This window comes from Streptomyces sp. NPDC103540, assembly GCF_055584445.1.
The window spans coordinates 311521-325017 of sequence record NZ_JBVJMA010000011.1 but is presented as its reverse complement, the minus strand read 5'-3'; the positions used below and the strand labels follow the sequence as shown (position 1 = coordinate 325017).

General features: G+C 73.8%; 10 protein-coding genes. 7 read left to right on the top strand and 3 right to left on the bottom strand.

The annotated features are described in order from the left end of the window. Nucleotides 1-43 precede the first annotated feature (43 nt). Nucleotides 44-1003, top strand: a complete 960-nt coding sequence (gene cofD / locus ACZ6ZI_RS26910; protein WP_469524840.1) for a 2-phospho-L-lactate transferase — start codon at nucleotides 44-46, stop codon at nucleotides 1001-1003. After that, the gene (locus tag ACZ6ZI_RS26905) at nucleotides 1000-2295 is read left to right on the top strand and encodes a coenzyme F420-0:L-glutamate ligase (RefSeq protein WP_469524839.1); all 1296 of its coding nucleotides are present in this window, start codon (nucleotides 1000-1002) and stop codon (nucleotides 2293-2295) included. Before cofD ends, ACZ6ZI_RS26905 begins: the two co-directional genes overlap by 4 nt. A 45-nt stretch (nucleotides 2296-2340) precedes the next feature. Here ACZ6ZI_RS26905 and ACZ6ZI_RS26900 read toward each other — a convergent pair whose 3' ends face one another. The 3 genes from ACZ6ZI_RS26900 to ACZ6ZI_RS26890 form a co-directional block, all read right to left on the bottom strand. Then, nucleotides 2341-2760, bottom strand: a complete 420-nt coding sequence (locus ACZ6ZI_RS26900; RefSeq protein ID WP_469524837.1) for a helix-turn-helix transcriptional regulator — start codon at nucleotides 2758-2760, stop codon at nucleotides 2341-2343. A gap of 93 nt (nucleotides 2761-2853) precedes the next feature. Further along, entirely contained in the window at nucleotides 2854-3870 is a 1017-nt protein-coding gene (locus ACZ6ZI_RS26895; RefSeq protein WP_469524835.1) for a DNA-3-methyladenine glycosylase family protein, read from the bottom strand. 175 nt (nucleotides 3871-4045) lie between these two features. Beyond that, nucleotides 4046-5527: a peptidoglycan recognition protein family protein gene (locus ACZ6ZI_RS26890; RefSeq protein ID WP_469524833.1), complete on the bottom strand. Its 1482-nt coding sequence runs from the start codon at nucleotides 5525-5527 to the stop codon at nucleotides 4046-4048. 140 nt (nucleotides 5528-5667) lie between these two features. On the opposite strand from ACZ6ZI_RS26890, the gene ACZ6ZI_RS26885 reads away from it, so the two are divergent. From ACZ6ZI_RS26885 to ACZ6ZI_RS26865, 5 genes are all read left to right on the top strand, one after another. Next, a complete protein-coding gene (locus tag ACZ6ZI_RS26885; protein ID WP_469524831.1) occupies nucleotides 5668-6417 on the top strand; it encodes a TIGR03089 family protein in 750 nt (249 codons plus the stop codon). A 234-nt stretch (nucleotides 6418-6651) separates the two neighbouring features. Continuing rightward, nucleotides 6652-7872: an LCP family protein gene (locus ACZ6ZI_RS26880; protein ID WP_469524830.1), complete on the top strand. Its 1221-nt coding sequence runs from the start codon at nucleotides 6652-6654 to the stop codon at nucleotides 7870-7872. Nucleotides 7873-8094: 222 nt separating this feature from the next. Further along, nucleotides 8095-9837, top strand: coding sequence for an LCP family protein (locus ACZ6ZI_RS26875; RefSeq protein ID WP_363054994.1), 1743 nt, complete (start codon nucleotides 8095-8097; stop codon nucleotides 9835-9837). Between the two features lie 105 nt (nucleotides 9838-9942). After that, nucleotides 9943-11709, top strand: a complete 1767-nt coding sequence (locus ACZ6ZI_RS26870; protein WP_469524826.1) for an LCP family protein — start codon at nucleotides 9943-9945, stop codon at nucleotides 11707-11709. 287 nt (nucleotides 11710-11996) lie between these two features. Further along, entirely contained in the window at nucleotides 11997-13496 is a 1500-nt protein-coding gene (locus ACZ6ZI_RS26865; RefSeq protein ID WP_469524823.1) for an LCP family protein, read from the top strand. Nucleotide 13497: the final 1 nt, after the last annotated feature.

Here is a 13497-nt window from a genome sequence, read left to right as displayed (position 1 = left end):
GACCGCCCCGGAGTCGACGGGTCGCGGCTGACAGACTGTCCGCATGCGCATTGTTGTTCTGGCCGGCGGCATCGGCGGCGCCCGCTTCCTCCGCGGACTGAAGGTCACCGTTCCCGACGCGGACATCACGGTCATCGGCAACACCGGTGACGACATCCACCTGTTCGGGCTGAAGGTGTGCCCCGATCTGGACACGGTGATGTACACCCTCGGCGGTGGCATCGACGAGGACCAGGGCTGGGGCCGCACCGACGAGTCCTTCACCGTCAAGGAGGAGCTCGCCGCGTACGGGGTCGGACCCTCCTGGTTCGGCCTCGGCGACCGCGACTTCGCCACCCACATCGTCCGTACGCAGATGATCGGCGCGGGCTACCCCCTCAGCGCCGTCACCGAGGCCCTCTGCGACCGTTGGCGGCCCGGCGTCCGGCTGCTGCCCATGTCCGACGACCGGGTCGAGACGCACGTCGCGATCACCGACCCCGACACCGGCGAACGCCGCGTCATCCACTTCCAGGAGTACTGGGTCCGCCTGCGCGCCGCGCTCGACGCCGAGGCCGTCGTACCCGTCGGCGCCGATCGGGCCAAGCCCGCGCCCGGCGTGCTGGAGGCCATCGCCGCCGCCGACGTCATCCTCTTCCCGCCGTCCAACCCCGTCGTGTCCGTCGGCACCATCCTCGCCGTGCCCGGCGTCCGCGAGGCCGTCGCCGCCGCCGCGGCGCCCGTCGTCGGACTCTCCCCCATCGTCGGGGGCGCCCCCGTGCGCGGGATGGCCGACAAGGTCCTCGCCGCCGTCGGCGTGGAGGCCACCGCGACCGCCGTCGCCCTGCACTACGGCGCCGACCTGCTCGACGGCTGGCTCGTCGACACCGCCGACGCGGACGCCGTCACCGCCGTCGAGGCCGGCGGGATCGCCTGTCGCGCCGTACCGCTGATGATGACCGACCTCGAAGCCACCGCCGCGATGGCGCGCGCCGCCCTGGACCTCGCGGAGTCGACCCGGTGAGCGAGCCCTCGTACCGGGTGAGCGCCGTCGCCGGCATCCCCGAGGTCCGGCCCGGTGACGACCTGGCGGCACTGATCGCCGCCGCCGCCCCGGACCTGCGCGACGGCGACGTCCTGCTGGTCACCTCGAAGATCGTCTCGAAGGCCGAGGGGCGGATCGTCCGCGCCGACTCCCGCGAGGAGGCCATCGACGCCGAGACCGTACGCGTCGTCGCCCGCCGGGGCCCGCTGCGCATCGTCGAGAACCGGCAGGGCCTCGTCATGGCCGCCGCCGGCGTCGACGCCTCGAACACCGAGGCCGGGACCGTCCTGCTGCTGCCCGAGGACCCCGACGCCTCCGCCGCCGCGATCCGGACCGGGCTGCGCGACCTGCTCTCCGCGGACGTCGGCGTCATCGTCACCGACACCTTCGGACGGCCCTGGCGCTCCGGACTGACCGACGTGGCCATCGGCGCCGCCGGCGTCCGGGTCCTGGACGACCTGCGCGGCGGCACCGACACCCACGGCAACCCGCTGAGCGCCACCGTCGTCGCCACGGCCGACGAACTCGCCGCCGCCGGCGACCTCGTCAAGGGCAAGGCGAACGGCCTGCCGGTGGCCCTCGTCCGCGGCCTGGGGCACCTCGTCGGCGACGGCTCCACCGCCCGCGACCTGGTGCGCGACCCCGCCGACGACATGTTCCGCCTCGGCACCTCCGAGGCGGTCCGCGAGGCCGTCACCCAGCGGCGCACCGTACGGGCCTTCACCGACGACCCGGTGGACCCCGGCGCCGTGCGGCGGGCGGTGGCGGCGGCGGTGACGGCCCCCGCCCCGCACCACACCACCCCGTGGCGGTTCGTGCTCATCGAGTCGGCCGCGGCCCGCCTGGAGCTGCTCGACGCGATGCGGGACGCCTGGATCGCCGACCTGCGCCGCGACGGGAAGTCCGAGGAGTCCATCGCCCGGCGGGTGCGGCGCGGGGACGTCCTGCGCGACGCCCCCTACCTGGTGGTGCCGTGCATGGTGACCGACGGGGCGCACCACTACGGGCACGCCCGGCGGGACGCGGCCGAGCGGGAGATGTTCGTGGTCGCCACCGGCGCCGGCGTGCAGAACTTCCTGGTCGCCCTGGCCGCGGAGCGGCTGGGCTCGGCGTGGGTGTCCTCGACGATGTTCTGCCGGGACGTGGTCCGCAAGGTGCTCGCGCTGCCGGAGGACTGGGACCCGATGGGGGCCGTCGCCGTCGGTCGGGCCGCCGCCGCCCCGGCTGAGCGGCCCGCGCGCGACGCCGACGCGTTCATCGAGGTCCGGTAGCCGCTCCGCCGGGCGACCCCGCGGGGTCGCCCGGCGGAGCGGGCGTCACGCGCGGGCCCCGGGCCCGGGGCCGCCCTTCCTGATCGGGCGCGTGTGGATCTTGGCGAGGCAGGCGGGGACGTCGGCGCCCTCGTCGTGCGGGCGGGCCCGGTAGGCGCTCGGGCTCTCGCCGACCAGCTCGGTGAAGCGCGAGCTGAACGAGCCCAGGGACGTACAGCCCACCGCGAAGCAGACGTCGGTCACCGACAGGTCGCCCCGCCGCAGCAGCGCCTTGGCGCGCTCGATGCGCCGGGTCATCAGGTAGCTGTACGGGCTCTCCCCGAAGGCGGCGCGGAAGCTGCGGGAGAAGTGGCCCGCCGACATGAGGGCCTCGCCGGCCAGCGCGGTGACGTCGAGGGGCTCGGCGTAGTCGCGGTCCATCCGGTCGCGGGCCCGGCGCAGTCGGGCGAGGTCCTCCAGGTTCACCCGGACACCATCGCACAACGCCCGCCGCGCGGAGCCGGCCTTCGAACCCTTCCCGCGCCGAGGCCTTCGCGGGTCGGAGCCGGTCGGAGCCGGTCAGAGCCTTCCGATGTCGCCGCGCGGCATGCGCGGGACGCGGCGGGGCGGGGTGGGGCCGGTCAGGAGGATCAGGCGGGTCGCGCGGTGGCGTTGGCCCGCGTAGGGGGCGAGGAGTTCCAGCATCCCGGCGTCGTCGGTGTCGCGCGCGCCGGTGAGGGCGTAGCCGACGATGCGCGGGAGGTGGAGGTCTCCGGTGGTGACGGCGTCGGGGGCGCCGTTGCTGCGCTGGAGGGTCTCGGCGGAGGTCCACGGACCGATGCCGGGTACGGCCTCCAGCCGGGCGGCGGCCGCGCCGGGCTCCATCGCCGCGGCCTCCTCCAGGCGGGGGGCGACGCGGGCGGCGCGGACGATGGTCGCGGACCGTTTCGCGTCCACGCCGGCCGTGTGCCAGTCCCAGGAGGGGATCAGCGCCCAGGTGCGGGCGGCGGGCATGACGCGGAGGTCCTGGGGGCCCGGGGCGGGCTCCCCGTACCGGTGCACCAGGCGGCGCCAGGCGCGGTAGGCCTCGTCGCTGGTGACCTTCTGCTCCAACACGGTCGGGATCAGCGATTCCAGGACCAGTCCCGTGCGGGTCAGGCGCAGGCCGGGGTGGCGGCGGTGGCCGGCGTGCACGAGGCGGTGGCGGGGGACGAAGGCGGTGGGGTCGTCGGCGGCGCCGAGGAGTTCGGGGAGCCGGTCGAGCACCCAGTCGGCCCCCTCGCCCCAGGCCTCGGCCTCCACCCGGCCGGCGGACGCGACGACGGCGACCCGGAGGGTGGCGGGGCCGGCGGGGGTGCGGGTGGCCCGCCAGACGGAGCCGTCGGGGGTGGTGCGGAAGGTGGGGTCGGCGGGGCCGCGGCGCAGGGGGCCGAGGACGAGGCCGAGGTCGAGCGGGCCGGGCGGTTCCCAGGTGCGGGCCGTGGCCCCGGCCCCGGCGGGGCGGCCCGAACCGGCGGGCACGGCGCTGCGTCCGCCCCGTACGGCGGTACGGGTGAGGGGGGCGGGGCGGGGGCGGGGGTCGAAGCGGCCGGCCATCCTCCGAGCGTAGCCCCGTACGGGGGCGGGGCGGCCCGGTACGGGCCGCACGGCCCATACCGGGGTCGTGGCCGCGGGGCGACGCGGCCGGGGCCGTACCGTCCCGCGGCCGTGGGGCGTGCCGGCGCCCCGCGGTCCCGCCCGGGGCGGGGGCGGGGCGGGGCGGGCGGGCGGGTCAGCGGCCCTGGAGCCTGGCCGAGGAGGTGCGGGTCGGGGGCAGCTGGTCGTAGAGGCGGCGACCGGGGCACTCGGTGGCGAAGCCGTCGCGGTGGCCCGCGATGACGTTCATCTTCACGCTGCTGCCCTTGGCGTACTTGTTGCCGCCGCCCGACTTCAGGGTCGTCTTGGCCCGCGGGTCCCGTCCGAAGAGGCCGAGCTTCCACGCGGTGAGCGAGGCCACCGCGTCGACGGCCGCCTTCGGGGGCGCCGTGGAGGCGTAGGAGCCGATCACGGCGACGCCCATGCTGTCCGTGTTGAAGCCCATGGTGTGGGCGCCGAGGACCGCCTTGGCGACGCCGCCCGCGCGTCCCTCGTAGACGGTGCCGCAGCGGTCGACGGCGAAGTTGTAGCCGATGTCGCGCCAGCCCTCGCTGACCACGTGGTAGCGGTAGAGGCTGCGCAGCACCGCCGGGGCGTCCTTGCAGGCGTAGTTGTTGCCGGAGGCGGTGTGGTGGACGAAGGCCGCCTTGACGGTGCTCGTGTAGACGAAGCCCTCCTCGCGCAGGTTCTCGTCGGCGCCCCAGCCCCGCCGGGTGACGATGCGCGGGCGCGGGCCGATGAAGGGGGCCGCGGCCGCTTCGAGGGCGCCGTCGCTCGCGAGGACGGCGTCGGCGGTGGAGTCGGCCTTGTCGAGGGCGGGGATCTCCACGGCGCCGAGCCGGGCGTGCGGGACGTTGGCGGCGGAGGACTCCGCGCCCGGCATCGTCATGGCGGGCAGCGTGGCCGCCGCGTCGCCCTTGTCGTCGCCGGGGCGGGAGGCCCGTCCCGCGTTCTTCGCGTCGGGCACGGCCTGCCCGGCGGGCGCGGGGCGGGCGGCGGGCGCCGCCGCGTCCAGCACCCCCACGGGCCGCTCCGCGCCCGGGTCGACGAGCTCGATCCGCATCCCGGACGGCAGCGTCGACGCGGCGCGGGTGCTCGCGCCGCCGCTCTCCGCCTGGACCCGTACCTCGATGCCGTCGGAGGGGCCCACCCACAGCGGGGCGGTGCTGCCTCGGACGCGGCCCGAGCCGCGTTCGACGGCGTCGGGGTCGGCGGCGTGTTCGCCGTTGTGGGTCTCGACGTCCTGCCAGTCGCTCCAGTCGGAGGTCCCCGCGTGGCGGGTGCGGACCTGGACCCGGCCCACGAGCCGCGTGGCCGCGTCGTCCCACACGACGCCGACCAGCGAGAACGTCGTGACCTCGTGCGCGGTCAACCCGCGGGTCTCGGGCAGGTCGGGCGGGGTGCTCATGCCGGGGACACCGGGGATCCGTCCGGTGGACGGTCCCAGCGGGACCAGGGGCAGGGATTGGGTGGACCCTCCGGGGGTCACGGGGGCGACCGCTGCGGGGGCTGTCCGGGACGAAGGCGCGTCGGCCTGGGCGGAGGAGGGGAGCGCGAGTGGCAGGGCCAGTGCGGCCGCCGTCGCGACGCCGATCGAGGAAGCAAGGAATCCACGCATGGAAGCGATGCTGAACACACCCACCACGAAGCGCCATCGGAGAACTGACGATCCGTCCGACGATCCGCGCGCACCGCTTCCCCTGGACGGACGATCCGGTGCCGTCCGTACGAGGGACGGGCCCGCGTACGCTGGGCCCGGTGAACGCCACTGACCGCACCCCTGCCGACCTGCTGCGATCCGCGCTCGCCGCCGATCCGGGCCGCCCCCTCGTCACCTTCTACGACGACGCCACGGGCGAGCGCGTCGAATTGTCCGTCGCCACCTTCGCCAATTGGGTGGCCAAGACCGCCAACCTGCTCCAGGGCGACCTGGGCGCGGAGCCGGGCGACCGGCTCGCGCTCCTGCTCCCCGCGCACTGGCAGAGCGCCGTGTGGTTGCTCGCCTGCTCCTCCGTCGGGGTGGTCGCCGAGGTGGGCGCGGATCCCGCCGGCGCCGACCTGGTGGTGAGCGGGCCCGACACCCTGGAGGAGGCCCGCGCCTGCTCCGGCGAGCGGGTCGCGCTCGCGCTGCGCCCCCTGGGCGGCCGCTTCCCGCAGCCGCCCGCCGGTTTCGCCGACTACGCGGTGGAGGTGCCGGGGCAGGGCGACCGCTTCGCGCCCTTCGCCCCGGTGGACGCCGCGGGCCCGGGCCTCGTCGTCGGGGGCGAGGAGCTCTCGCAGGCGGAGGTCGTGGCGCGCGCCGCCGAGGACGCCGCCAAGGCCGGCACCGCCGGGGCCCGCGTGCTGTCGGGACTGGGCTACGACGGCTGGGAGGGGCTGTCGGCCGGTCTCTACGGGGCCCTGGCCACGGGCGGCTCCGTGGTGCTGTGCCGCAACCTGGACCGGCTGGCTCCACAGGCGCTGGCGCAACGGGTCGAGAGCGAGCGGGTCGCCCACACCGCCGCCTGAGGCACCCGGACCACCCGGCCCGCCGGCGGCCCGCACCCGCGGCCCGCGCCAACGGCCCGCGCCGAGGCCCCCACCCGGGCGGTCCGGCGAACATCGCACGATTTGTCACCCACATGGCCCTTTACGAGGCCCTGCCCCCGGGCCGTCTCCGTCACCCGGGGGCAGGATCGGCTCACGGCCGTACTCACCCGTACGGCTGACATCCGGTTTCGGCGTGGGGACGGAGCGCTAGTGATGGACAGCGCGGGCATACCGGGCACCGGGGCGGTCGGGGGAGCACCGAAGCCCCCGCAGCCGCGACGGCGCCGGCTGCTGCGCCGGCTCGGAATCGGAATCGTCCTCCTGGTCCTCCTCGGAACCGCGGCGGGCTGGTGGCTGTACGCGAAACTCGACGGGAACATCCACGTCGACACCTCCGCCGAGGCCGAGCTGCGCCGCTACGAGCGCGAGCGCCCGGCGAGCGTCGCGGTCGGCTCGCAGAACATCCTGCTGATCGGTACCGACTCCCGTTCGGGCCGGGCCAACTCGGGCTACGGGCAGGACCGGGGCACCCAGCGCTCGGACACCACGATCCTGCTGCACCTGCCCGCGGACCGGCGCAGTGCCACGGCCGTGTCGATCCCCCGGGACCTGATGACGCGGATCCCGTCCTGCGGCGGCGCGGACGGCTCGCGCACCCCCGAGCGGTTCGCGCAGTTCAACTGGGCCTTCGAGTGGGGCGGGGCGGCCTGCACGATCCGTACGGTGGAACGGCTGACCGGGATCCGGATCGATCACCACATGGTCGTGGACTTCGGCGGGTTCAAGAGGATGGTCGACGCGGTCGGCGGCGTGGAGGTCTGCCTGCGGGAGCCGATCGACGACACGGCGGCGAAGCTGCGGCTGCCGGCCGGTCGGCAGACCCTGCGGGGCGAACAGGCGCTCGGTTTCGTCCGGGCCCGTCACAGCCTGGGCAACGGCAGCGACACCGAACGGATGCAGCGCCAGCAGGAGTTCCTCGGCTCGCTGGTGAAGAAGGTGCAGGGCAACGGCGTCCTGCTGAACCCGACGCGGCTGTACCCGCTGCTGGACGCGGCCACCTCCTCGGTGACCACGGACGCCGGGCTGGCGTCGCTGCGCGGCCTGTACGAACTCGTACGGGGCGTCCGGGACATACCGACCGAGCAAGTCAAGTTCCTTACGGTGCCCCGCCGCCCGTACGCCCCCGACCCGAACCGGGACGAGCTGCTGGAACCGGACGCGACCCGGCTGTTCCGGCAGCTGCGGGCGGACCGGCCGTTGACGATCACCCCGCCCTCCCCGACGCCCACGACGGGGGCCCGCGAGGGGGCCGGTCCGCAGGACGGTCCGGGGGCCGTCTCGTGGCTGACGCGGCCGGAAAGCGGAACCTCGGACGCACCCGTTCCGGCCCCCACGTTCACCGGAACGACGGCCGGTACGGCCGATTGCCGGTAAAGCAATCCAAAAGCCGGAGGTCCAACCGATCCGCTTGGGGGGTTTGGGGCGTTATGAGGGGAGTGGATTTTGTCACCGGCATGGTTTGCAGCTGACCTGGGCGGATAAGGTGAGCGATCCGGTGCACCGGAAGCGAAGAGACCGTGCACCAGCAGCCGGATCGTTGACCGCGCGCCTGGGGGGAGGCGCGTCGTGAGGCACCGACGGAGGATTCGAGCAACCGTGGATGCGCAAAGCCGTGGGCGGGCGGACGAGATCGACCCCGCTGACCAGTGGGTTCTCAATCCCCGCACTGGCAACTACGAACTGCGACTGGGCCATTCCGCTGCGCAGCAGCGTTCCGTCGCCGCCCCCCGCAGAACCCGCAGGTCCCCCGCCGCGCCCCCGGCGCCCAAGCCCGCGTCGCCGGGCGTACCCAAGCCGCGCCGCGGCGACGGCCCGCCACCCGGCGGCCGTCGGGGCGGCCGCTCGCGCAAGGCGACCGGCGGCGGTCCGGAGCGGCGCCGCAGGGCGTTGATGGTCACGGGCGGAACCCTCGCCTTCCTGTTGGTGGGCGGCGCGTTGGGCTCGTACCTCTACTACGAGCACCTGAACGGGAACCTCAAGGTCATCGACACCGGCCAGTCGGGCAGCTTCAAGAAGGACCAGCCGATCAACATCCTGGTCATCGGCACCGACAAGCGCAGCGGCGAGGGCAACGAGGGCTACGGGGACGCCGAGAGCGTCGGCCACGCCGACACCACGATCCTCTTCCACGTCGCCAAGGACCGCAGCAACGCCACCGCGTTGTCCATCCCCCGCGACCTGATCACCGACATCCCGGACTGCCCCACGAAGCAGTCGGGCGGCTCGGTGAAGCAGATCCCCGGCACCAAGGCGACCCGCTTCAACAACAGCCTGGGCCAGGAGGGTCGTGACCCGGGCTGCACGATGCGTACGGTCAAGGCGCTCACGGGCGTCGAGGTCGACAACTTCATGATGGTCGACTTCAACGCGGTGAAGAACCTGAGCACGGCCGTCGGCGGGGTGCCCGTCTGCGTGGAGAAGGACGTCAACGACCGGGACTCCAAGCTGAACCTGAAGGCGGGCGAACACCGGCTCCAGGGGGAACAGGCCCTGGCCTTCGTCCGCACCCGGCACGCCTTCGGCAACGAGAGCGACCTGGACCGCATCAAGACGCAGCAGCAGTTCCTGGGTTCGATGATGCGCGAGATGAAGTCCAAGGAGACGCTGACCAGCCCGAAGAAGTTCTTCTCGCTGGCGGAGGCGGCCACGAAGTCGCTGACGGTGGACCAGGGACTGGGCTCCATCGCCAAACTCACCGATCTCGCCGGTGAACTGAAGGACATCAACCTGAAGAACGTCACCTTCACGACGCTTCCGGTGCTCGACAACCCGAACGAGCCGTCCAGCCGCAAGGCGACCGTGGTCCTCAACCCGGCCCAGGCCGACCCGCTGTTGAAGATGATCCGCGAGGACGTCTCGCTCACCGAGGTCGAGAAGAAGGAGCATGCCGCGAAGGAGGCGGCCGAGGCCGACGCGAAGAGCCGGCAGGACGCGCTGCTCCAGGGCAACCGCGCGCCCGCCGCCGACGTCCGAGTGGATGTGTACAACGGCGGAGGGCCGCCCGGAGCGGCGTCCACGACCCTGACCTGGTTGCAGAACTCCAAGGGCGTCCTGAAGGCGACGAACCACGGCAACGCCTCCGCGCGCCTGGCCGCCACCCAACTGGAATACGCTCCCAACCAGGCCGACCAGGCCCGGGCCCTGGCGGACATGATGGGTCTGTCCGCGGCGGCGTTGAAGGTGGGGACGGTGGACGCGGGGCCGAGGACCCCGATGAAGCTGACCCTGGGCTCCGACTTCAAGGAGCCCGGAGCCGCGCTCGGCGCTCCGGAGCAGCCGCAGCAGGCGCCCGAGGGGCTGCAGCGGGTCGAGGCGGACAAGGCGATCTGCGCCAGGTGACCGGACGACGGTGAGGGCGCGGTGCGTCGATCGACCGCCGGTGACGGGCGGTAGCCGGAGGGCCCGGCACAATACCGACCAGTAGAGATCTTGAGGGGGGTACGCGTGAAGCACAGCGGCGTGCGTGGGGAGGGTACGCCCGACCAGGCCGGCGGCGGCATATCCGACGACGGCGAGAAGGGCGCCGAGGACGCGTCCGGCACGGTGCCCCGGCCCCGGAAGGGATCGGACGGGCCCCGTCCGGCCGCCGGCGGGGCGATACCCGTCCGGCGCAGACGTCGGCGGGTGCTGTTCTGGGTGTCGTCCGTGACCGCGTTCCTGATCCTGGGGACCTCGGCGGCCGGCTACCTCTACTACCGCCACCTCGACGGCAACATCCGCAGCGGTCAGCGCCTCAGCGGGGACAGCGGCGTGGAGAAGTCCCACGCCAACGCCAAGGGCCAGCGCCCGCTGAACATCCTGTTGCTCGGCTCCGACAGCCGCAACAAGCCGGAGAACCTGGAGCTGGGCGGCAGCCACGACAGCGTCGGGGCCCCGCCGCTCGCGGACGTGCAGATGCTGCTGCACGTGTCGGCCGACCGGGAGAACGCCTCCGTGGTGAGCATCCCGCGCGACACCCGGGTGGAGATACCCGAGTGCACGGACCCGAAGACGGGTCAGAAGTACAAGAAGTCCACCGCGATGATCAACGAGTCCCTGGGGCGCGGCGGCCCCGGCTGCACCCTCGCCACCTGGGAGAAGCTGGCCAACGTCTACATCGACCACTGGATGATGATCGACTTCACCGGTGTGGTGCAGATGGCCGACGCGATCGGCGGCGTCCCCGTCTGCGTCAAGGACAACGTGTGGGACCGGCCGCTGGCCACCTCCGGCGGCGGCTCCGGCCTCAAGCTCACCGCGGGCACCACCAAGATCAAGGGTGAGCAGGCGCTCCAGTGGCTGCGCACGCGGCACGCCTTCAGCAGCGACCTGGGCCGGGCGCAGGCCCAGCACATGTACATGAACTCGATGATGCGCGAGCTCAAGGGCCAGAACGCCTTCACCGACGTCGGCCGGATCACGGCCCTGGCCGAGGCGGGCACCAAGGCGCTGGAGGTCTCCGAGGAGATCGGGTCCGTCAAGAAGCTGTTCAACCTGGCGATGCAGCTGAAGGACGTGCCCACCAACCGCATCACGATGACGACGATGCCGACCTTCCCCGACCCGCGGGACAGCAACCGGCTGATACCGAACGCGGCGGACGCCGACAAGCTGTGGACGATGGTCCGCAAGGACGTGCCCTTCGACAAGAACGGCGCCCCGCAGGCCCCGGAGAGCTCCGCGCCGGCCCAGCCGGGCGGCGGCGCGAGCCCGCAGCCGAGCGGCTCCGCCTCCGCGCAGCCGGGCGCCGCGTCCTCCGCGCCGACGCAGCCCTCGCCGCCGGCGCAGCCGGAGCAGCAGCCGTCCAAGGCACCCGTCACCACCCCCGACAGGATCCCGGTGAGCGTGGTCAACGGCACCGCGTCCGGTATGCCGCTGGTGCCGCGGCGGGCGAACACCATCGCCGAGGCCCTGGTCGCCAAGGGGTTCACCGCCGCCCGGGCGGACAGCGCGCTGACCCCGGAGAAGAGCACCGTGGTGCGCTACCCGACGGCCGACCTGGCCGACGAGGCGCAGAGCGTCGCGGCGGCGCTCGGCATCCCGGCCTCCGCCGTGCAGCCCGCGGCCGGCATCCAGGGCGTCACGCTGGTGGTCGGCGCCGACTGGCTCGACGGGACCGCCTACCCGCACCCGGAGCCGCCGCAGGCCGGCGCGGTGCCGGACACGGCGGACGCCCTCAACGGCTCGGACAGCGGGGCGTGCATGGAGGTCTACAAGCCCTACCGCTGGTAGCGGTGGCGGCGACGAGGTGAGGGGGAGCGCCCCGCGCGGTCACGCGGACGGCGCTCCTCGTCGACCACCGCACCGGCACGGTCACCGAGACCGCGGTGCCGGGCGGGCATGCCGTCCGGCACGGTCGGGTATCGGTGGGACGTTACCGCGTACGGGGGAAACGGGTGCGCGGCGCACGAGCGGTACGGACAGAGGTTGATCGTATGGGCCTACTGTTCAGACGAATCTGAAGAATCTGCCGCATTCCCTGACCGGTACCCGTGCTGTCCCCCGCGGAGGTGTCCCCCGTGCCCCAGCCGCACCGTCCCGTCCGAACCGCCGGTCCGCCCCGCCCGCCGCGTGCGCGCGGCGCCGGCGGCCAGGCCCGGCGCCGGCGCGACCGGCCGCGGTGGGGGGTGCGGATCGCCGCCGGACTGTCGTTGATCGTGCTGGGCTCCGGGGCGGTCGGACATGCCGTGATGACCGGCCTGGACACCGGCATCCAACGGGTCGACCCCTTCAAGGACATGAAGAACCGCCCCCGGGCCGGCAACGGCCAGAACTTCCTGCTCGTCGGCACCGACGGCCGCGACAAGATCACCCCGGAGGAGAAACGCGAGTACCGGCTCGGCGGCGCGCCCTGCCACTGCACCGACACGATCATGCTGGTGCACCTGTCCGCCGACAAGGAACGGGCCAGCGTCATCAGCCTGCCCCGCGACAGCTACGCCGAGGTCCCCGCCCACCGGGACCTCGTCACCGGCAAGGCCCACAAGGCCCATCCCGTGAAGCTGAACGCCGCCTACGCCGAGGGCGGGCCGAACCTCACCGTGCGCACCGTCGAGAACATGACCCGCGTGAAGATCGACCACTACCTGGAGGTCGACTTCACCAGCTTCATGAAGACCGTCGACGCCATGGGCGGCGTCGACATCTGCACCGCCAAGACCATGCGCGACAGCCACACCGGACTCGACCTGCTGCCCGGCACCCACCGCCTGACCGGCGGCCAGGCCCTCCAGTACGTGCGCTCCCGGTACATCGACGGCGCCTCCGACCTGGGCCGGATGCAGCGTCAGCAGCGGTTCGTCGCCGCCCTGATCAAACAGGCCACCGGCGGCGGCGTCCTGCTCAACCCGGTCAAGTTCAAGCAGGTCAGCTCCACCCTCCTGGGGTCGGTGCGCGCCGACAAGGACTTCGGCTCGGAGCAGATGCTCGCCCTGGGACAGGCCATGCGGGACTTCACCCCCTCCTCCTCGGAGTTCGCCTCGGTCCCCGTCGGGGACCCCTCCTACCCCGTCAAGGGCATCGGGTCGACCGTCAAGTGGGACGAGGCGAAGGCCGCCAAGCTCTTCGAGGCCCTGCGCCAGGACCGTCCGCTCGCCCCGGCCCGGCCCGGCCGACCGGCGAGCCGGCCCGCCGCCGTCCCCGTCGACGTCCCGCCGCAGCAGGTCCGCGTCCAGGTGGAGAACGGCACCCGCATCGACGGCCTCGGCGGGCGGGTGGACGCCGCGCTGCGCGCGACCGGCTTCGACACCACCCGGGCCCCCGGCAACGGCGCCAGCCGCGAGGTGCGGCGCACGGTGATCGCGTACGACCCCCGCTGGGACCGCTCGGCCCGTACGGTGTCGGCGGCGCTGCCCGGGGCGGAGCTGCGCGCGGTCCCCAAGCAGGGCCGGACGGTCCTGGTCATCGCGGGCGCCGACTACCGCAAGGTGGTGGCGGTGCGGGCGGAGGACCCCTACCAGGGCGCCGTCGGCGTGGTCACCGGCGACCAGGTGGTGTGCGCCGAGCCGCCGTCCTCCTGAG

Excerpts from the sequence above, each read along its gene's own strand:
- ACZ6ZI_RS26880 (WP_469524830.1), top strand. The coding sequence starts at position 6,652 with ATGGACAGCGCGGGCATACCGGGCACCGGGGCGGTCGGGGGAGCACCG.
- ACZ6ZI_RS26895 (WP_469524835.1), bottom strand. The coding sequence starts at position 3,870 with ATGGCCGGCCGCTTCGACCCCCGCCCCCGCCCCGCCCCCCTCACCCGT.
- cofD (WP_469524840.1), top strand. The coding sequence starts at position 44 with ATGCGCATTGTTGTTCTGGCCGGCGGCATCGGCGGCGCCCGCTTCCTC.
- ACZ6ZI_RS26890 (WP_469524833.1), bottom strand. The coding sequence starts at position 5,527 with ATGCGTGGATTCCTTGCTTCCTCGATCGGCGTCGCGACGGCGGCCGCA.